Origin of the sequence: Acidovorax benzenivorans, assembly GCF_028680575.1 — a bacterium.
In the GTDB taxonomy this organism is placed as follows: domain Bacteria; phylum Pseudomonadota; class Gammaproteobacteria; order Burkholderiales; family Burkholderiaceae_C; genus Acidovorax; species Acidovorax benzenivorans.
This window is the reverse complement of sequence record NZ_JAPCKI010000011.1, coordinates 47,306-66,955: the sequence shown is the minus strand read 5'-3', so window position 1 is coordinate 66,955 and position 19,650 is coordinate 47,306. Positions and strand designations below refer to the sequence as shown.

General features: G+C 62.4%; 16 protein-coding genes. 6 read left to right on the top strand and 10 right to left on the bottom strand.

Features of this window, described 5'->3' with window-relative positions; genetic code table 11:
* The first annotated feature begins 143 nt into the window (after positions 1–143).
* Both OIN59_RS17525 and OIN59_RS17520 read left to right on the top strand, forming a co-directional pair.
* Positions 144–1,718: a methyl-accepting chemotaxis protein gene (locus OIN59_RS17525; RefSeq protein WP_274112351.1), complete on the top strand. Its 1,575-nt coding sequence runs from the start codon at positions 144–146 to the stop codon at positions 1,716–1,718.
* Between the two features lie 67 nt (positions 1,719–1,785).
* On the top strand, positions 1,786–3,183 hold the full coding sequence (locus tag OIN59_RS17520) for an L-serine ammonia-lyase (RefSeq protein WP_274112350.1): 1,398 nt from the start codon (positions 1,786–1,788) through the stop codon (positions 3,181–3,183).
* A 172-nt stretch (positions 3,184–3,355) separates the two neighbouring features.
* Here the strand turns inward: OIN59_RS17520 and OIN59_RS17515 are convergent, their stop codons facing one another.
* From OIN59_RS17515 to OIN59_RS17470, 10 genes are all read right to left on the bottom strand, one after another.
* Positions 3,356–4,504 carry an enolase C-terminal domain-like protein gene (locus OIN59_RS17515; protein WP_274112349.1) on the bottom strand — a complete coding sequence of 383 codons (1,149 nt, stop codon included), beginning with the start codon at positions 4,502–4,504 and terminating at the stop codon, positions 3,356–3,358.
* A gap of 50 nt (positions 4,505–4,554) precedes the next feature.
* Entirely contained in the window at positions 4,555–5,580 is a 1,026-nt protein-coding gene (locus OIN59_RS17510) for an ABC transporter substrate-binding protein (RefSeq protein WP_274112348.1), read from the bottom strand.
* A gap of 96 nt (positions 5,581–5,676) precedes the next feature.
* Positions 5,677–6,831: an ABC transporter substrate-binding protein gene (locus OIN59_RS17505; RefSeq protein ID WP_274112347.1), complete on the bottom strand. Its 1,155-nt coding sequence runs from the start codon at positions 6,829–6,831 to the stop codon at positions 5,677–5,679.
* Positions 6,832–6,871: 40 nt separating this feature from the next.
* Positions 6,872–7,237 carry a RidA family protein gene (locus OIN59_RS17500; protein ID WP_274112346.1) on the bottom strand — a complete coding sequence of 122 codons (366 nt, stop codon included), beginning with the start codon at positions 7,235–7,237 and terminating at the stop codon, positions 6,872–6,874.
* Positions 7,234–8,664, bottom strand: coding sequence for an FAD-dependent oxidoreductase (locus OIN59_RS17495; RefSeq protein ID WP_274112413.1), 1,431 nt, complete (start codon positions 8,662–8,664; stop codon positions 7,234–7,236). The genes OIN59_RS17500 and OIN59_RS17495 overlap by 4 nt, the downstream gene beginning before the upstream one ends.
* Positions 8,661–8,972 (bottom strand): (2Fe-2S)-binding protein, encoded by a 312-nt coding sequence (locus tag OIN59_RS17490; protein WP_274112345.1) that lies wholly within the window; start codon positions 8,970–8,972, stop codon positions 8,661–8,663. The genes OIN59_RS17495 and OIN59_RS17490 overlap by 4 nt, the downstream gene beginning before the upstream one ends.
* Complete coding sequence (locus OIN59_RS17485) at positions 8,965–10,074, bottom strand: NAD(P)/FAD-dependent oxidoreductase (RefSeq protein WP_274112344.1); 1,110 nt, start codon at positions 10,072–10,074, stop codon at positions 8,965–8,967. The genes OIN59_RS17490 and OIN59_RS17485 overlap by 8 nt, the downstream gene beginning before the upstream one ends.
* On the bottom strand, positions 10,071–10,868 hold the full coding sequence (locus tag OIN59_RS17480; protein WP_274112343.1) for an ABC transporter permease: 798 nt from the start codon (positions 10,866–10,868) through the stop codon (positions 10,071–10,073). Before OIN59_RS17480 ends, OIN59_RS17485 begins: the two co-directional genes overlap by 4 nt.
* Positions 10,865–11,731 carry an ABC transporter permease gene (locus OIN59_RS17475; protein ID WP_274112342.1) on the bottom strand — a complete coding sequence of 289 codons (867 nt, stop codon included), beginning with the start codon at positions 11,729–11,731 and terminating at the stop codon, positions 10,865–10,867. Before OIN59_RS17475 ends, OIN59_RS17480 begins: the two co-directional genes overlap by 4 nt.
* A 1-nt stretch (position 11,732) precedes the next feature.
* Positions 11,733–12,779 carry an ABC transporter ATP-binding protein gene (locus OIN59_RS17470; protein WP_274112341.1) on the bottom strand — a complete coding sequence of 349 codons (1,047 nt, stop codon included), beginning with the start codon at positions 12,777–12,779 and terminating at the stop codon, positions 11,733–11,735.
* A gap of 440 nt (positions 12,780–13,219) precedes the next feature.
* Between OIN59_RS17470 and OIN59_RS17465 the strand changes: the two genes are divergently transcribed.
* The 4 genes from OIN59_RS17465 (at position 13,220) to OIN59_RS17450 (ending at position 19,499) form a co-directional block, all read left to right on the top strand.
* On the top strand, positions 13,220–14,122 hold the full coding sequence (locus OIN59_RS17465; RefSeq protein ID WP_274112340.1) for a LysR substrate-binding domain-containing protein: 903 nt from the start codon (positions 13,220–13,222) through the stop codon (positions 14,120–14,122).
* A gap of 487 nt (positions 14,123–14,609) precedes the next feature.
* Positions 14,610–16,652 carry a hydantoinase/oxoprolinase family protein gene (locus OIN59_RS17460; protein WP_328517985.1) on the top strand — a complete coding sequence of 681 codons (2,043 nt, stop codon included), beginning with the start codon at positions 14,610–14,612 and terminating at the stop codon, positions 16,650–16,652.
* Positions 16,653–16,661: 9 nt separating this feature from the next.
* Positions 16,662–18,437, top strand: a complete 1,776-nt coding sequence (locus tag OIN59_RS17455; protein ID WP_274112339.1) for a hydantoinase B/oxoprolinase family protein — start codon at positions 16,662–16,664, stop codon at positions 18,435–18,437.
* A gap of 93 nt (positions 18,438–18,530) precedes the next feature.
* The gene (locus OIN59_RS17450) at positions 18,531–19,499 is read left to right on the top strand and encodes a Bug family tripartite tricarboxylate transporter substrate binding protein (protein WP_274112338.1); all 969 of its coding nucleotides are present in this window, start codon (positions 18,531–18,533) and stop codon (positions 19,497–19,499) included.
* The last annotated feature ends 151 nt before the right edge of the window (positions 19,500–19,650 follow it).

Genomic DNA, 19,650 nt, shown 5'->3' with positions numbered 1-19,650 from the left:
TGCAGGCAGGCCGCTGACCGGCCGCGCCGGTTGACCTGACCTGTCCCCATTGGCGCCTGGCCGCGCATCTCACGCCCTTGTGCAGCGGATGCGGCGCATGCCTGCGCCGTTCCTTCCTGCAATTCTTCCACGGGGCTCCTGTCATGCTCACCAAGGCTTTTTCCCGTCTGAACATCGGCCGGCGACTGCTGTTCAGCCACGGTCTTCTGCTGGCCTTCATGGTCCTGATCGCCGGATGGTGCATGGCCGAGTTCGAGGCCCTGTCACGGCGCATGGGCCACATCGTCGAGGTCAGCGATGCCAAGATCCTGCGTGCGCAGGAGATGCTTGATGCGATCAACGACATGGCGGTGCGGGCGCGGTCAGTCGCCCTGTTCTCCGTGGCTTCTCTTACCGATGCCGAGACCATGGACGCCGAGGTCTTGGGCATGCAGGCAGCACAGGGCCGCTATGCATCGGCAGTCACCGCCTTCGAGGCACTGGGGGTAGAAGAGGGATCGGAGAGCGAACTCTGGCGCAACATGGCCGAGGGCTCCCGCAAGACCCAGCCCTTGCTCAGGAAGGCAGTGGAGCAGGCCCGCGAAGGCGGAGTAGTCGATGCCACCAAAACGCTTGCGCTGCGTGCGAGCCCAGTGGAGCAGGCCTGGCGCAAGAACGTGCAGGCGCTGATCGCGCAGAAGACGGCGCTGAACGCCGAGGCCGTGGCCCAGGCCAGGACGGCCAAGCGCCGCGCAGTCGTGGTGGTCAGCTCGCTGGTGGCGGCCGCGTTACTGGTGGGGACGGCGCTGGCCACCGGCATCGCGCGCAGCGTCAAGCAGCCCATCGACCAGGCCATCGAGATGGCCGAGCGCATCGCCGCAGGCGACCTGGGCACCGTGATTGTCGTGCAGCGGCACGACGAGGTAGGCCGCTTGCTGCAGGCCGTAATGGCCATGCAGCGGCATCTGAGCGCGCTGGTGGCGGAGATCCGCCACTGCGCCGACTCTATCCAAACAGCCAGCACCGAGGTGGCCAGCGGCAACCAAGACCTGTCCGTGCGCACCGAGAACGCCGCCAGCAATCTGCAGGAGACCTCCAACTCCCTGGTGGAGCTGACGGCGGAGATGCAGCAGTCTGCAGACTACGCCCATGAGGCCAGCGTAATGGCAACCGATGCCGCGCGCATGGCGGAGGAGGGCGGCCGCCTGGTGGGGCTGGTGAGCTCGGCGATGCATGAGATCCGCATCAGCAGCGTGCGCGTGGCGGAGATCACCGGCGTCATCAACGCCATCGCGTTCCAAACCAAGCTGCTGGCGCTCAACGCGGCGGTGGAGGCTGCGCGCGCCGGCGAATACGGCCGGGGCTTCCAGGTGGTTGCTAGCGAAGTCGGTGGCCTGGCAACGCGCAGCGCCAGCGCCGCCAAGGAGATTGGGGTGCTGATCGGGGCGAGCGCCCGGCAGGTGTCCGACGGCGCCAGCCGCGCGGCGTCGGCCGGAACGGCCATGGGCGACGTGGTGCAGCGCGCCCAGCGCGTGGCGCTCACCATCGGAGAGATCCGCACCGCGGTGGCTTCGCAGAGCGCGGGCCTGGGCCACATCAACAACGCGGCCGGCGAACTGGACCACATGACGCAGCAGAACGCCGCGCTGGTGGAGCAGTCGGCTGCCGCCGCCGAATCGCTGCGCGAGCAGTCCCTGCGCCTGACGGCCTTGGTCAGCACCTTCCGCCTGGCCGCCTGAGCTGCCTGGGCAGGATGCGCCCGCGGCCCGCACAGCGGCCGTGTTCCCGAATGAACTGGAGAATCCCTTGGCAGTAAGTGTTTTCGATCTCTTCAAGATCGGCATCGGCCCGTCAAGCTCGCACACCGTGGGCCCCATGCGGGCCGCCGGCATGTTCGTGCAGCGCCTGTCCGATATCGGCGTGCTGCAGGCCACTTCACGAATCCGCTGCGAACTGTATGGTTCGCTGGGTGCCACGGGCAAGGGGCATGGCACAGGCACCGCCGTGCTGCTTGGCCTGGCGGGCCACGCACCCGACACCGTGGAACCGGATGCGATACCGGGCATCCTGCAAGGCATCCGCGAGCGGCAGGCTATCGTACTGCCCGGTGCGCATGTCATCGCTTTCAGCGAGGCGTCGGACGTGCTTTTCTACGCGCTCAAGAGCCTACCGTTCCACGCAAACGGCATGCGCTTCACGGCTTATGGTCCGCTGGGGGCTGAACTGGCCGAGCGCACCTACTACTCCGTGGGCGGGGGCTTCGTGGTGGGCGAGCAGATGGCCCAGGACGGGGCCCTGCAGGCCGCGATCGTGCCGGACGCCGCGATCCTGCCGCTGCCGTTCCACAGCGGCGATGAGTTGCTCGCGTTGACCCTGCGCGAGGGCTGCGACATTGCCACCATCATGCGGCGCAACGAGCACCACTGGCGCAGCGATGCCGAGATCGACGACGGCCTGCTGAACATCTGGTCTGTGATGCAGGGCTGCGTCGTGCGCGGCTGCGCCACGGAGGGCACGCTGCCGGGCGGCTTCAAGGTGCGCCGGCGCGCGGCTGTGCTGCAGCGCAAACTGGTGCAGGCGGGTCCTGGGCACGGGTCCGTATCCGACCCGCTGGCCGTGATGGACTGGGTGAACCTCTTCGCACTGGCAGTGAACGAGGAAAACGCTTCCGGCGGGCGCGTGGTGACGGCGCCCACCAATGGCGCTGCGGGCATCGTCCCCGCGGTGTTGCACTATTACCGCCGCTTTGTGCCCGGGGCCAGCGATGCGGGCGTAGTCGACTTCCTGCTAACAGCCGGTGCCATCGGCCTACTGTACAAGGAAAACGCCTCCATCTCCGGTGCCGAGGTGGGCTGCCAGGGCGAGGTCGGCGTCGCATGCTCGATGGCCTCGGCCGGCCTGTGCGCCGTGCTGGGCGGCACGCCGCAGCAGGTCGAGAACGCGGCCGAGATCGGCATGGAGCATCACCTCGGTCTGACCTGTGACCCGGTGGGCGGGCTGGTGCAGATCCCCTGCATCGAACGCAATGCCATCGCGTCGGTCAAGGCCATCAACGCCGCCCGCATGGCCCTGCATGGGGACGGTGCGCACCACGTAAGCCTGGACCAGGTGATCAAGACCATGCGCGAGACTGGGGCAGACATGCTGACGAAGTACAAGGAGACTTCACGTGGTGGCTTAGCAGTGAACATCGTGGAGTGTTGAGGCCAGCGACAGCGATTGCCTTTTGCGGTTCAACAACGAAAATTTACAGGTCCACTGCATTCGCGTTGCTCCCAAAGGACATAGGCATCGCTTGCGCGGCTTGTTCGTGCGGTTGTGCCTATGTCATGCAAGGTGAATGGTAACTAATATTTCATATTATATCTAGCTGGCTTTATCGCACCAGCGAGCTTGCAATTGCCATGCGACGGACATGATCTTCATCTACCTGCAAGCCAATTCCAACCTCATCAGGAAAGTATATGATGCCTTCACGTATAAAAGTTGAAAAATTTGTCGGATCTTCTGCGAGGCGGAGCGTGGACATGAATGCATGGCCAAAATCTACCAAATTGTTGATCGTTACGGCATGCTGTAAGGACGCAGCTTGGGTTATTCCAAATTCAAGCATTGAATTCATGTAGCAGCGTATGCCAAATGCTTTTGCAACCATTGCAACGCTTTGAGCACGGAGAGGTCCTCCATTCTTACTACTCTTTATGCTAAAAATCTTAGCCGCCCCACGTGAAGCGATCTGAGCTGCCTCGCCTAAGCCTTGCAGTGACTCATCTGCGGAAAGCGGCAGAGCTGTCGACCTCGACAAAGTTGCCATACCTTCGATGTCGTATTTTTCGACTGGCTGCTCCACAAACACTAGTTTGGACCCGCGCGCACCTCTAAGAAACTCCTGCGACTGTTCTATGCTCCAACCCTGGTTGGCATCGGCAATAAATCTAATGCTATTCCCATATTTTTTTTCTAATGCTTCGACTCTTTTTAACTCGTCTTTTATAGGTGCTGCGCCCATCTTCAACATGAAACTGGTAAAGCCCTTTGCCGCTTGATTATCGATAACTTGAATGTCATCTTCAGCTGTGCCATTTCCCAGTGGCCACAAGACGGGAAGAGATTTATGTACACATCCACCCAGGAGAGTTGCAACAGGGACTTGCAAGCGCTTGCCAAGTAGGTCCAGCAATGCTGTGCTTACCGCGCCTTTTGCGCACAAATGACCTGGAACTAAATCATCTAATATTTTGTCTGCTAACCCTGCTGTCGGATGTTGAATTTTTAGAATTTCCGGAATGATAATTTTCTTGAGCGCTTCTGCTGCTTCTTCTGGAGATTCCGGGGTAAATGGCTGTGTGGGGTTCGCCTCTCCCCAGCCTACCAGACCCTCTGCATCAGTGAGCTTGAGCATTACAGCTCGAGTTTTTGAAGTCACTCCATAGGACAGCTTGTATGGAGTAACAAAATCGGCTTCAACAATAAAAATTTCAGCCTTGGCAATGGAAGAAATTGACAATGAATTGATATATTTCATGGTTTCTATTTAAAAGATGGGACCTCATTAAGGTCCCTGCTAATAATTTTTTAGCGTTCGACTTCGCGATTCCAGCGGCTTGTCCAAGCAGGCATATTTGGTATAATAACGTTGTAGTCGACGGCAATTAGTTTATTATGCTGCTCTTGTCCATAGATCACTCTCGCGGCCACTGCCGGTGGGAGCTTGACATCTTTGTTTGCCGGGCCCCAACCGTTTGTGGTTGCTAAGAACGTTTGGACTTCAGGACTCAGTAGATACTGAATAAATGCTTGCGCAACCTTTGGTTGCGGTCCTCCTTGCACTGGGCAAACTGCAGCTACAGCCGAGACGGCACCCTCTTTCGGATAAACAAATTTGAGAGGAACTCCCTGATCGATCAGAGGTGCTGCTCGTTGATTTCCCCAAACTGCAAGTGCGGCCTCACCGGTTTGAAGCATTTGAGCAATTTTCGCGGGGCCTGATTCCCACGCTATGACGTTTGGCGATATTCTCTTCATGGCTTCGAAGCCAGGTTGAATTGATTTCTCGCTGCCTCCATTCGCTCTAGCTTCCATGACCAGGACCCATTGTCCATAGCTTGCGATAGAAGGAATTACAATCTTGCCTAGATACTTTTTATCTTCAAGGTCTTTCCAGGAAGTGGGGGCATCCCATCCGTTCTTTTTGAAGATTTCGGTGTTGTAAACCAATCCTGCAGCATAAAATCCTAGACCAATCGATTTATCGCCAGTAGTACGGGCATTCTGATAAACATTTTTAGAATATTCTCCTTCATCGACTTTTGCACAGACTCCTGCCCCCACAGCGGAAACCATTGCAAATTCGTCCATGAACGCAACTGAGATTTCTTGCTTGCTTTTTTGAGCCATCAACTTGGCAAGTGTATCGCTCGAGTTGCCAGCGATATAATTAATCTTGATGTTGTTTTTCGCTTCAAAAGGAGGAATTATTTTCTCGCGAAAAACTTTTTCAACGTCTCCACCCCATGATGCGATGTACATCGTTTCAGCTGCATTCGCGCCTGAGGATGCTGCAATCAAAAATATTCCTAAAATACCTACGTGCTTAATCATTTTAAATCTCCAGAATCGGGGTTGTAATGCCAATGGGTAGGGTCAATTCTATAAATTCTCCTCCAGAAAATTAATAAAATGTGAAATTTATCAATTTTACTGACGAATTTTTCCTGTGTCGCTAATTATTGAAAGGTGCACAAAATGGGATCCAGACCTGTTGCCTTTGTTGAACCCTATGACATACCCACCCAAATTCAGGTTGTTTAGGTTATCAAGCGCGCTCCCCATGCCCGCACGGGTCGGACGTGCTCCTTGACGTCGGACAGCCTCAACAATGACTTTCGCTGCAATGAATCCCTCCATCGTCACGTAATCGGCTTGTATGTCCGGTTTTCCGGTCTTGCTGATAGCCGCGCGGAACTCAGTTGATAGCAGCGCCATTTCGCGAGGGTTGGGTACCACTTGCGCGATGGCGACGCCGCGCATCACAGTAGAGACGAAGGACAATCGGTCCTGGGCGATCTGTCGTGAGGTTCGTTCCATGTCCGCCCCCGAGTGCACGAAAAGTAGCGAGGAGCCACCGCCCGCGCGGAATTGCTCAATAAAGCGGGCGCCGGCACTCCCACTAGTCACTAAGATAATGGCTTGGGGTGCAGCACTGAGAAGCGCATCAACTGCTTCCGTAACGCGTGTAGTACCAGCTTCATACGAAGCCCTTGCAACGATGGTCACTCTGCCTCGGCCCAGCCATTCCCTCAACGGTGTTGCGGGCGGTGTCACGCTAGGCTCGTATTCGTAGAGCAAGCCAACTCGGGTGACACCAAGCGTGTCAAGGTGCACAGCTATTTTCTCCAACTCATCGCGCAAATTGGCACGTACGCTGTAAAAAGATGGGAACGGCTCATTAATCTCTGTTGCGCGGTAACCGAGCAGAACTAGTTTTTCCTTCTCGAGTAAGCCGGCCTCCATTAGTGCCGCGATATTGCGGCGGCCGAAGTATCCAGCAAGCACTAGCGGAGGACTTTCTGCGATCAGTTGTCGAGTCATCCGTACAGTGTTTTGAGGACTGCCTGCATCATCAAGGGTGACCAAATTGAAGGAATTTCCGTTCACTCCGCCGGCTTGGTTGACGGTGTCAAACAGAAGTTGCATGCCGGCTGTATACGCTCGCCCTTGCTCGGCATCAGGGCCCGACATGGGTGCGACCTGTCCGACCACGATCTGCGCCGCGCTCAAGGACGATGTCACTGCCAGTGCAGTGCCTAAGAAGAGGATCGCTTTCGCCAGGCTCCAAAAGAAGAATTTCATCAATTTTGGCCTCGGGATTTGGTAGGACCGGATGTTCTAGTCAGCTCGCCGCAGCGACTATCGTGATTTCGAACAGCAGGTTGGGTGACGCTAGCCTGGCCTCTACCGTGGTGCGTGCGGGTGCCGTGCCGGGTGCGATCCAGGATTCCCATACCGCGTTCATGGCAGCGAAGTCGCCGATGTCGCGCAGGTAGATAGTGGCCGACAGAAGGTGCTCGCGGTCGCTGCCGGCCTCGGTGAGCAGAGCATCCACGCGCGCCAGGGTCTCGTGGGTCTGGGCGGCGATCTCGCCATGGGCGCTGGCGCCTGCGTTGGCCGTCTGGCCGCATAGGTAGACCAGCCCCCCGTGGCGCACGATCTTGCTCATGCGGGCGTTAGTGTGGTGACGTTCGATGGTGGTGCTCATGCGGATTCCTCGGTGGTGATTGCTGTGGATGTGGTTGCTGCAGGGGCGTCGGCCAGCGCGGCCAGCGATGCCAGCGACACAGGCTTGAGCGGCGCGCGGATGTGGTACGCGCCGACATCGCCGGGCGGCCGGCCCAGCTCCTGCGCAAGGATCTGCGTCACAGCCAGGCCGCAGGTTCGGCCCTGGCAGGGCCCCATGCCGCAGCGGCTGAAGAACTTGGTCTGGTTGGGGCCCTGGCAGCCCAGGTGCGCCATCTCGCGGATGCGACCGGCGGTCACCTCTTCGCAGCGGCAAATCACGGTCTCGTCGCCAGGGGCGGCGAGCCATTCAGGCGGGCGGTACAGGTTGTCCAGGAAGGGGCGTATGCGCTCCTGCCGGGCGACCGCACGGCGCATCGGTGCGGCGCGTTGCCGCAATTCCGTGTCGTTCAACCGGTTGAGCGCCCGCGCTGCGCCCAGGGCGGCCAAAGCGCCGGCGGGCTCCGCCGCGAGGGCGCCGGCGATGCCGGCCCCGTCCCCAGCGATGCGGAAGCCGGCCAGCGTCGTCTCGCCGAAGGCGTCGAGCCGTGGGCGCCAAGCCAGCTGCACGGCGTCCCAGTCGTGTTGCACGCGCAGCAGCCGACCCATCTGCGTGTTGGGCACCACGCCGTGGTGCAGCAGCACCACGCCGGCATCCAGCGTGTGCACGGCACCGCCCGCGGTGAACGCCAGGGCCTGGGCACGCCCGTTCCCTTCGACCCGCAGGTCCGTGGCGCCCGAGAACATGGGCACGCCGGCCTGGCGCAGCCTCCAGAGCATGCGCGCGCCCTTGGCCAGGTAGGCGGCAGCACCGAGCGCGGCCGGCAGGTGGCGCAGCGCACGCCAGCGGTTGGCGGTCGGCGCGGTCTCGACGATTCCGGCGATGGCGACGCCAGCATCGAGCAGTTGGCAGCCCACTAGCAGCAGCAGCGGCCCGGCCCCTGCAAGCACTACGCGGCCCGCGGGCACGGCGCCAGCGCTTTTGAGAGCGATCTGTGCGGCGCCGGCATTGAGCACGCCGGGCAGTGTCCACCCCGGAATGGGGGTTGCGCGTTCCATCGCGCCCGTGGCGGCGATCACCTGCGGTGCCTGCACCTGGAAGGACTGTCCGTCCTTTTGTGCGGTGACGGTGAGGTCGCGCGCCACGTCCCATACCATGGCGCCTGAGCGAATCTCCACTCCAGAACGGGCCAGCCGCTGCGCCAGCGGTTGCCCATGACGATAGTCGGGGCCGAGCAGTGCGGCCACATGGGGGGCTACCTGGGTGATGTTGCGGTAGATCTGGCCACCCGGGTGCGGCTGCTCGTCCAGCAGGACGGTCTTCATGCCCAACGATGCGGCGGTGAGCGCGGCCGACATCCCGGCCGGGCCGGCGCCGATGACGATGAGGTCGTGCGTCGGGCGGTTCATGCAGCACCCCCTGCGCGCCGAGCGCCCTGGGGCAGTTGCACCTGCATGCCGCTGCGCACGGCCACCATGCACGACTGCACGTTCTGTGCACCGTCGACCTCGACCAGACAGTCGAAGCACACGCCCATCAGGCACAGCGGTGCGCGCGGTTCGCCCGACACGGGGGTGCTGCGAAACGGCACGACACCGGCCTTGAGCAGCGCGGCGGCCAGCGTCTCGCCCTCACGGGCCAGCATGCGCTGGCCATGCACCCAGATCTCGACCTCGGGCCGAGTGTCCTGCCCATGGGGCAGCATGGTTCTAAACATCGAAGCGCTCCGATTTGAAGGTGTGTATCTCGCGCGGCTGCTGGCCGCCGCGCATCCATTGCGCCAGCGGCCCCGCGTGCATGGCCGCCAGGGTCACGCCGCTGTGGCAGGTGGCGACGAAGGCGCCCGGGCAGGTGCGCGAGGCCTGGTAGATGGGGTAGCCGTCAGGCGTCATCACGCGCAGGGCACCCCAGGCGCGCACGATGTTGGCGTCGGCCAGCAGGGGGAACATGCGGCGCGCGCGCTGGGCGATGCGCGCCAGCTGCTCAAGGGTGGTGCCGTCGTCCAGGCCCACGTCCTCCTTGGAGTCGCCGATCTGCACCACCCCTTCGCCTGTCTGGCGAACATGGCCCGACGGGTGCTGAAGGAATGGCTGCATGCGCTCGGTCACCAGGATCTGGCCCCGGTTGGGCTCGACCGGCGCGCTGAGCCCCACCATGGGAGCCAACGCGCGGTTGCCCAGGCCTGCGGCAAGCACCAGGCGCCCGGCCACATGCTCGGCGCCGCTGGACCACACGTGGAACGCACCGCCGCGGTGTTCGATGCGCTCGCAGCGCACGCCGGACACGAGCTCGCCGCCGCGCAGCTGGAAGCCCTGCACCAGCGCGCGCAACAAGCGCAGCGGGCTGGCGTGGCCGTCGAGCGCGCCGTAGGTGGCGCCCACCACCTCGGGGCCGATGTGCGGCGAGAGCGCGCGCAACTGCCCGGCATCGAGCACTTCGAAGGGGTAGGGCTCGCCCAGGGAATCGCGCAGCGCCTGCAGGTTGGCCGCGCGCTCGGCCAGTTCGGCCTCGGTCAAGCAGATCATCAGGCCGCCGGGCTGCGAGAGCTCCAGGTCGATGCCGGTCAGCGCGGTCAGTTCCTGGGCAAAAGCGGGCCAGGCGCGGGCTGATGCCATGCTCCAGCGTGCATAGTCGGGGTAGCCTAGGCCCTTGCCCTGCACCCACACCAGTCCGAAATTGCCGCGTGCAGCGCGCAGGGCGTCGTCGCCTTCGTCGAGCAGGCGCACGCGCTCGCCGGCGCCCGCCATGCCGTAGGCGATGGATAGGCCGACGACGCCACCGCCCACCACCAGGGTGTCGATATCGCGTGCCGCGCTCATGATGGTTTGCCCGCCAGGATGCGGTCCAGGCCGTAGAAGCGGTCCAGCGCGATCATCAGTGCCAGCGTGATGACGATTAGCACGGTGGAGACGGAAGCCAGCAGGGGGTCGATGGTGTTGGCAATGTGGTTGTACATCTTGACGGGAAGGGTCTGTGTTCCCGCCGAGGCGACGAAGATCGACATCGTCAGCTCATCGAAGCTGTTGATGAAGGCGATGATCCAGCCGCCGGCGACGCCGGGAACGATGAGGGGCAGCTCGACGCGGCGGAATACCGTCCACGGCGAAGCGCCCAGGGATTGCGCGGCCTGGGCCACGGTGCGATCGAAGCCGGTGGCCGCGGCCACCACCAGGCGCAGCACGTAGGGCAGCACGATGACGGTGTGCGCGGCCGTCAGGCCCCACATGGTGCCGGAGGCCCCCAGCTGCGTGAGCAGCCGCAGCAGGGCGATGCCCAGCACCACGTGCGGCACCATCAGCGGTGATAGCAGCAGGCCCAGGATGGCATCGCGGCCCGGGAAGCGGTGCCAGGCGATGGCCATGCCGGCCGGAACCGCCAGCAGGGTGGCCAGCGTGGCGGCGGTGACGCCCAGGATCAGGCTGCGCCAGAAGGCATCGATGAACTCGCCGTTCTTCAGGATGGCGGCGTACCAGCGCCAGGAGGCGCCATTGAACGGCATGGAGATGTAGCCCTTGTCGGTGAACGACACCAGAGCCACCATGGCCAGAGGAGCCAGCATGAAGATCGCGAAAAGCCAGTGGAAGGCTAGCAGCAGAGGCGGGGTGCGGTTCATAGGAATACCTGCTTGTAGCGGCGCTCGACGAGCCGGTTGACGCCGATGGAGACGGCCAGGACGATGCCCACCAGCACCACCGCCAGTGCCGCGCCCAGGGGCCAGTTCAGGTTGCCCAGCAGTTCGTCGTAGATGGTGGTGGGCACGACCTTGAGTCGCCGCCCGCCGATGATGGCGGGCGTGGCGAACGCGCTGGCCGCCAGCGAGAACACGATGAGGCCGCCCGACAGCACGCCCGGGATCACCTGGGGGAAGACGATGCGCCGCAGGACCGTGAATAGGCCGGCGCCGAGTGACTCGGCGGCCTGTTCCGTGGCGGTATCGAGCTTTTGCAGCGATGCCCACACCGCCAGCACCATGAAGGGCACCAGCACGTGGACCAGCGCGATGACCACTCCCGTGAAGGTGAACATCATCTTCACCGGCTCGGCCACCAGGCCGGAGGCCATCAGCAGTCGGTTGATCACGCCTTCGTTGCCCAGCAGCACCGCCCAACCCAAGGTGCGAACCACCACCGAGATGAGCATGGGACCGAGTACGATGACGATGGACACGGTGCGCCAGCGCGGCGACAGGCGGCTGAGCACGTAGGCTTCCGGTACGCCGATGGCGATGCACACCAGCGTGACCAGGAGGGCCATGCCGAAGGTGCGCGCGAAGATGGTGTGAAAGTAGTCGTCGCGCGCCAGCTCGGCATAGTTGGCCAGCGTGAGCTGTTCGCCGATGCCGCCCGAGGGGAGGAAGGGGTACAGGCTGAGCGACAGCATGAGCACCAGGGGCAGGGCCACAAAGGCCAGCGTGGCGAGCACGCCCGGGGCCGTGAGCCAGTAGGGCAGCAGGTTGTGTTCGGTAGTGCCGTCCATGTCAGCTCCCCTCTCTGGGTACCAGACGGGCGTCCTCGGGCGACCATGCCAGGCCCACTTCGTCGCCCTCGGCCGCCTGTGGCAGGCCGTTGTTGGCGTGCGTCACCTGCACCACGCCCAGCGGCGTGTCGACCTGGAACAGCCAGTGGTTGCCCAGGAAGACCCGCGCATTCACGCGGCCGCGTAGCAGCGCCTGGGCATCGGGCACAAGCGCAATCTTCTCGGGGCGCACGATGTACTCCATGACACCGGTGCAGTGCGTGTCGCTGCTGGGTAGGCGGTGGCCCTGCACCTCCACCAGTGCGCCGGGCGCAGCTCGGTGGGCCTCGAAGACGTTGGCCTTGCCCAGAAAGGTGGAGGCAAAGCGGCCGTTGGGCCGCTCGTACATCTCGAATGGGCGACCGACCTGCTCGATGCTGCCCTTGTTCATTAGCACCACGCGATCGGACAGTGTCATTGCCTCCGCCTGGTCGTGGGTGACCATGATGGTGGTAACGCCCACGCGGTGCTGCAGCGCACGCAACTCTATCTGCATCTCCTCACGCAGTTTGGCGTCGAGCGCGCCCATGGGTTCGTCCAGCAGCAGCACCGGCGGCTGGATGGCCAGGGCGCGCGCCAGCGCCACACGCTGGCGCTGTCCGCCCGAGAGCTCGCGCGGGTAGCGGCCCGCCAGGGCGCCCAGGTGCACCAGCTCCAGCGTGGTGGCCACGCGCTTGCGCCGTTCACCTGCAGCTACGCCCTGCATCTCCAAGCCGAAGGCCACGTTGTCCGCCACCGTCATGTGAGGAAACAGGGCATAGCTCTGGAACACGATGCCCAGGCCGCGCTGGTTGGGCTTGACCTCGGTGATGTCCTTGCCGTCCAGCAGAATGCGCCCGCTGCTGGGCTGCACGAAACCGGCCACCATCTGCAATGTGGTCGTCTTGCCGCAGCCCGAAGGCCCCAGCAGGCTGACGAACTCACCCTTGGCGACCGACAGGTCGCAGGCCGCCACCGCCGTCACGCCGTCGTAGCGCTTGGACAGGCCTTTCAGTTCCAGGAAGCTCATCGTGGGTGCCTCGCTGTAGAGGCGCTACCGCCAGCGGCCTCGGCGAAGGGCTTCATGGGGCGCATGGAATAATCGCTCATGACGTTTGGGTATGTATTCATCAAGGCCTCTTTTGCAGGGGGAAAGGGCGGATCTGGAAGGCGCTTAGCACTGTTTTTGTACTTGCTATAACAAATTGTAGTGACGAGCATGCGCGCTGAATATGTAAATAACGAGCGTACCTAATGCTCTTTTGTTATTTATAGAACGAGCCGAGTGGACGCCGGAGCACTCTTAGTTCATGCTGACTTGGCATGTAGCCCTTGCTGCTGGCATATTGGCAGCAGCCCGGTCAAAATCTCGTGCTCGCAGGCCTTTGCCAGCGCGATGCAGACCGTTGGTAGCTTTGCCAAGGCAAAGGAATGTCCATTGGCTCCTTGAATGATGCTGAGGTGGTATATATGAAGACGACGATCAATGTCGGGCAAATCGAAGCCTTCCGCTCGGTGATGCGCGTGGGCACCGTCGTGGGGGCTGCCAAGCTGATGAACGTGACGCAACCAGGAGTGAGCCGTTCCATCGGGCTGCTGGAGATGCGCGTGGGCTACAAGCTGTTCGAGCGGCACGGCCGCCGGCTGGTGCCCACGCCGGAGGCCGAGGCGCTGTACCGTGAGATCGAGCCTTTGTACGGCTCACTCGACCGCATTGCGGAGATCGCGCAGGACATCCGCTTCCACCGTGCGGGAGCGTTGCGTATCGCATCGCTGCCGGCCTTGTCGCAGTGGGTGGTGCCGCGCGGCATTGCGCGCTTCCTGTCGTCGCGCCCCAAGGTCACGGTCTACTTCGAGAGCCTGCCATCGCGGCAGATCGCGGAGCGGGTGTCGACGCGCCAGCTGGACGTGGGCATCGTGGAGCTGCCGCTGTTTCGCTCGGCCATCGCCATCGAGCAGCTCGACCCCGTCCAGTTCACCGCAGTGATGCCGGCCGATCACCGCCTGGCGGGCAAGGAGGTGGTGTCGCTGAAGGACCTGGATGGCGAGCGCATGGTGATGCTGGCGCGCCAAAGCTTCGTGCGCCACCAGATCGACGACCTGCTGGCCACGCTGGGTGTGGCGCCCAACGTTGTGCTGGAGACGCCCAGCTCCTCCATCGCCTGCGCGCTGGTGGCGGCCGGTGCGGGCATCACCCTGGTCGGGCGGTCCACAGCCATGCCGTATGCGGGAAGCCTGGTGGTGCGGCCGATCAAGGAGCCGTTCACCTCGGGCTACGCGCTGATCTTTCCCGACTCCGGACCGCGCATGCAACTGGCGGACGCCTTTGCTAAGGATCTGCGTGAAGAAATTCGAATTGCCGATCAGCCGTGACTTTCATCATTGAACGGCACTCACCTAGCCCCATTTTTACGATCCTTCATTGATCGAGTTCAGCAGAGATGCGTCGAAGTCATCTCTCTCGCGACAACGAGTAGCAGCAACACTCACTCCGGCAGAGGGCTGTCTCAACCTTGAAGTGCAGTTGACAAAAGCCTTAGTCAATCACCTCGGTTGTTCAATGTTTGCTAGGCAGCTTCATCCTGGTGAACAAGATCCGGCAACAGTGCGCCTCTGACTTTGCGCGGTCGGGCAAGTCATCGCAACCGATCTCAATTTCGCATGGATCAGGCTCTCCCAGTGCATTGTTCCTTGGTAGACCGCGTCATAGCATTGATCGCAGTGTGTTGATGCGCGCGGCCTGGAAACCGATCCAGCATGTGCATCGGCTGGTGGTCATGAGGCAGTCGGTTGCCGGCTTGGCTGCTGGGGATTGCAGAGCCTGAGCTTTGCCACCCCGCCTAGATTCAACTCGTTGGGAATGAAAAGCATGGTTCGAATTGGAATTGATGTGGGCGGCACATTCACGGACTTCGTGATGGCCGATATGGGCACTGGTGCCTTGTCGTATTTCAAGGTGCCGTCATCGCCCGCGGATCCATCGGTAGCCATTGCGCAGGGCACCCGTGAGATGCTGGAGCGGTTCTCGGTCTCGCCTTCTGAGGTCGACTACTTCGGCCATGGCACGACCGTGGCGACCAATATGGTGATCGAGCGGCGGGGCGTTCCTACTGGCCTCGTCACCACACGGGGATTTCGGGACGTGCTGGCCATTGGGCGCCAGACTCGACCTTCCCTGTATGACTACAGCGTGCAAAAGCCTGCGCCGCTGGTGCAGCGCCATCGCCGCCTGGAGTCTGACGAGCGCCTGGATGCCGAGGGCCGGGTGGTGCGGCCGTTGAACGAGGCAGCGCTGGAGCTGCTGGTGCACCAGTTGGTGGCCAGCGGGGTCGAATCGATCGCGGTGGCGTTTCTGCACGCCTACCGCAATCCGGCCCATGAGGAGCAGGCTCGCCGTGTGATCGAGCGCGTGGCTCCCGGCATGCACGTCAGTGTTTCGCACGAGGTACTGCCCGAGTTCCGCGAGTACGAGCGCACCTCGACCACCGTCCTCAATGCCTACGTGGCCCCGCGCATGCAGCATTATCTGGAGCGGCTGCGCACGCGGCTGATTGAGGTGGGGGTGACAGTCGAGCCGCTGACCTTCCACTCCAATGGTGGCTTGATGCCCATGGCCACCGTCGAACGCTTTCCCGTTCTGACCTGTCTTTCGGGGCCGGCAGCGGGGGTGGTGGGGTCCACAGTCATTGGCGCTACCGCAGGGCTGTCGGAGATCATCACCTTCGATGTTGGAGGCACCAGTACAGACGTGTCGCTCATCACAGGGGGGCGTCCTAGTTTTACCTCTGACCGCCTGGTAGCGGGCTATCCGGTGAAGATGCCGATGGTCGACATCCATGTGGTCGGGGCAGGTGGCGGTAGCATTGCCCGGCTTGACGACGTGGGCGCACTCAAGGTCGGTCCTGAAAGCGCAGGTGCGGTTCCAGGCCCGGTCGCATTCTGCAAGGGCGGTACCGAACCCACACTGACCGACGCCAACATCGTGCTTGGTCGACTGCACCCAACGACGCTGTTGGATGGGCGTATGACCGTAGACCGCAACAGAGCTGTGGCCGTGATCGAGGAGCGCATTGCGCGTCCGCTGGGGCTGTCGGTGGAGGAGGCGGCCCACGGGATCTTGCGCATCGCCACCGCCAACATGAGCCGGGCGATACGGGCGGTCTCCACAGAACACGGCCATGATCCTTCCGACTTCGTCCTGTTCGCGTTCGGTGGGGCTGGCCCTCTGCATGCGGCGGAAGTGGCGCAGGAGTGCGGCATTGCCAGCGTGCTGGTGCCGCACGAGCCAGGCACCCTGTGCGCGCGCGGCATCCTTCTGGCCGATATCAGCCGTGATTTCGTGCGCACCCAGCTCGCAACCCTGGACGATGGCAGCTGGCAGGCCGCCGGCCAAGCCATGAAGGACATGCTGATTGAAGGCGAGGCCTGGCTGGCCGAGGAGCGTGTGCCAGAAGCCGAGCGGCGTTTCCATATGCACATCGACGCCCGATATCGGGGCCAAACGCACGACATCCGGGTCGAGGTGAGTGGCGTGCAGGCGCAGGACCAAGCCCGATTTGTCCAGGCGTTCCACCACGCCCACAAAGCCCAGCATGGACACGATAACCCGGGTCTCGCGATCGAGATCGTGACCTGCCGCGTGCAAGCCGTGGGACTGGTTGGCAAGGACAGTGTGCGCATGCAGCCGGCACCGGTCGGCGAGTTGCAGTGGAGCGAGCGCCCCATCTATTTCGGCCCGGGGCATGGCTGGATCGATACGCGGGTGTATCGCCGAGATTCCTTGCATATAGGCATGGACCTCTCCGGACCGGTGGTGATCGAGGAGATGAGCTCCACCACGGTGGTCCTGCCGGGCCAGCAAGCCGCCATCGACCGTTTCGGCAATATCCGTATCCAAGGCTGAGATTTATCCATGCGTATCGACACCACCCATGCCAACCCTGCAAGCGCAGGCACACGCCACTTCGACCCTGTCGCCGTGGAGGTCTTCACCAACCGACTGCTTGCCATCACCGAGTCCATGGCCAGCAACATGATGAGGGCGTCGTTCTCCACCCAGATCAAAGAGCGGCGGGATTTCTCCGTCGGCATGTTCGACCACCGCGGACGTCTTGTGGCCCAGGGCACCCATATTCCTGTGCACTTGGGTTCGCTGCTGGGGGCCGTTGAGGGCGTCTTGGCGCGCTATCAGACCAGTGATATCCGTGAGGGCGACGTCTATGTCTGTAACGACCCCTATGCCGCTGGCGGAACGCACCTGCCCGACATCTCCATCATCACGCCGGTATTTGTGGAGGGTGACCTGGTCGCCTTTGCGGCCAACATCGGCCATCACTCTGACATAGGTGGGGCCACTCCGGGCTCAATCTCTGCACGAGCCGCCAGCATTCACGAAGAAGGTCTGCGCATCCCGGTCATCCGTGTGGCCCGTGCCCACGAAGTGGACGACGACGTCATCGCCCTGATCGCCCTGAACTCGCGGCTCTCGCAGGAGCGGTCGCTCGATCTGCGCGTTCAGATTGCGACCAATGCCAAGGGAGCCGCTGCAGCCATTGCGCTCATTCAGCGCATGGGTGGAGCCGCCGCCTTTCGGCAAGCCGTCGACGACGTACTGACGTACACAGCGCGGCGTATCGAGCACCGCATCGCCGCCCTTGCGCCGGGGCGCCATACCTTCACCACGTGGATGGATGACGATGGCACGGGGGAGGGCGCACGCGTGCCGCTGACCGCTACCATTTTCAAGGAAGGGAGCAATCTCGTGGTGGACTTCGAGGGCAGCGGCGTCCAGTCGCGCGGGGCACTGAACGTGGCCGAAAGTGCCCTGCGAGCCACTGTTTACTACTGCGTCAAGACAATGCTCGATCCGGAGTTGTTAGCCAACAGTGGGTTGTCGGAAGCCATCGTGATCCGAGCTCCCGAGGGATCCATTGTCAATCCGCGTTCCCCCGCAGCGTGCGGCGCCCGCACCATTACCTGCCAGCGGCTAGCCGGATCCATCATCGGAGCATTCCGCACTCTGGTTCCGCGCGAACGCCTCATCGCCTCCGGCTGCGACACCATGCCATCGATCTCGTTCTCGGGGCCGCATCCTGCAAGGGGAAACCTCTTTCTGTTTGGCGAGACCCTGGGTGGCGGTGGTGGCGCGCGCGATGACGCCGATGGCATGGACGGCATTCACGTCCACATCACCAACTCGCGCAACCTGCCGACCGAAGTGCTGGAAAACGAGTTTCCGCTGCGCGTCGAACACTACGGGCTGATTGCCGATTCCGGCGGCTCAGGACGCCAGCGCGGTGGGCTCGGGATCGTGCGGGAAGTGCGCGCACTGCAGGACGGAACGGTGTACTCGGCCCGATCCGATAGTCATCACCAAGGCGCCGCCGGCGCCGAAGGGGGGGGCGAAGGAGGCAGGGGGCGCATCGTACTCAATGCCGGCGAGGGTGAGCGCGAGCAGGTCCTGTCCTCCAAAGTCACGCGCTTGGTGCTTGCTCGCGGCGAGACCGTGCGAATAGAAACGCCAGGCGGCGCGGGCTTTGGCTCGCCATCGGAGCGTGCGCTAGAGGCCCTGGCTGCTGACCTGCGTGACGGACTGGTGTCCGTGCAGGCCGCGCAGCATGACTACGGTGCCGAACGCACGCAAGCGGCGCTTGATCTAGCACAGCATCGGTCCGCTCCTGCGGCTTGAGCCGGGTCAGTGCCAGCGCGGGAGCGCTCTCCCGCGTGCCGCAGCAATGCGTGCAATTTCCTTTGCTTTCTCTTCAACTCCAAAAAGGATCCCATGACTTTAGCCCGTGCTTTGGTATTCAGCCTCGGTGTCGCCCTGTTCGGGCTAACAGCCTCAGCCCAGGATGCCTATCCCGACAAAGTGGTCAAGATCGTTGTGCCGTTCTCGGCGGGCGGGTCTACGGACTTGCTGGCCCGTAGTTTGGCCGACAGACTGGGCGATATCTGGAAGCAGTCAGTGATCGTCGACAACCGGGCCGGCGCAGCGGGCATCATCGGAGCCGATGCAGTCGCCAAGTCCAAGCCCGATGGCTACACCCTGTTGCTGGGCACCGTATCGACGCACGCTGTGGCGCAGACGCTCTATCCCAAACTGCCCTACAACGTCCAACGCGACTTCGTGCCGATCTCGGAGATGGTCACCATCCCCCAATTGTTGTCGGTGCATCCTTCTGTACCGGTCCATACGGTCCAAGAATTCGTGGCGTATGCGAAGGCTCGGCCTGGCGAAATCCCCTACAACGGCAGCGTGGGCACCACGCCGCACATGTCAATGGCATTGTTCGCGGCCCGAGCCGGCTTGAAGATGCTGGCGATCCCGTACCGAGGCTCGGGGCCAGCGATGAACGACCTCGTAGCGGGACAGTTGCTGGCAAGCTTCGACGTGGTGATGACCACGATGCCCTATATGAAGGCCAACAAGCTGCGTGTGCTGGGGGTAACCAGCGCCAAGCGCAGCCCCTTGCTACCGCAGGTGCCCACCATCGCAGAGTCAGGTTACCCAGGGTACGAGTCGGATGTGTGGTTCGGCTTGTTCGCGCCCGCAGGCACTCCAGCACCCATCGTCAGCAAAATCAGTAACGACATCCGCACCGTGCTTAACGAGCCCAAGATGCGCCAGAAACTTGAGGAAGCAGGGTTTTCCATTGTGGCCAGCAACCCAACTCAGTTTACCGCCCGTGTGCGCGACGACATCCAGAAGTGGCGCAAGGTGATAGTCGATGCTGACATCAAGGTCGAGTAGGTAGACGCCAGCAAAGCCGTAGTGTGAAAAGTGCAAATCAACACTGCATGAAAGGACTGCCTATTCGATAGTCCCCACAAGTCCCCACACGCCAGACAGCCCGTATCCAGACCTTTGCGGTCAGGAGGAGGACGGTTTTGCCTGTTGCTGC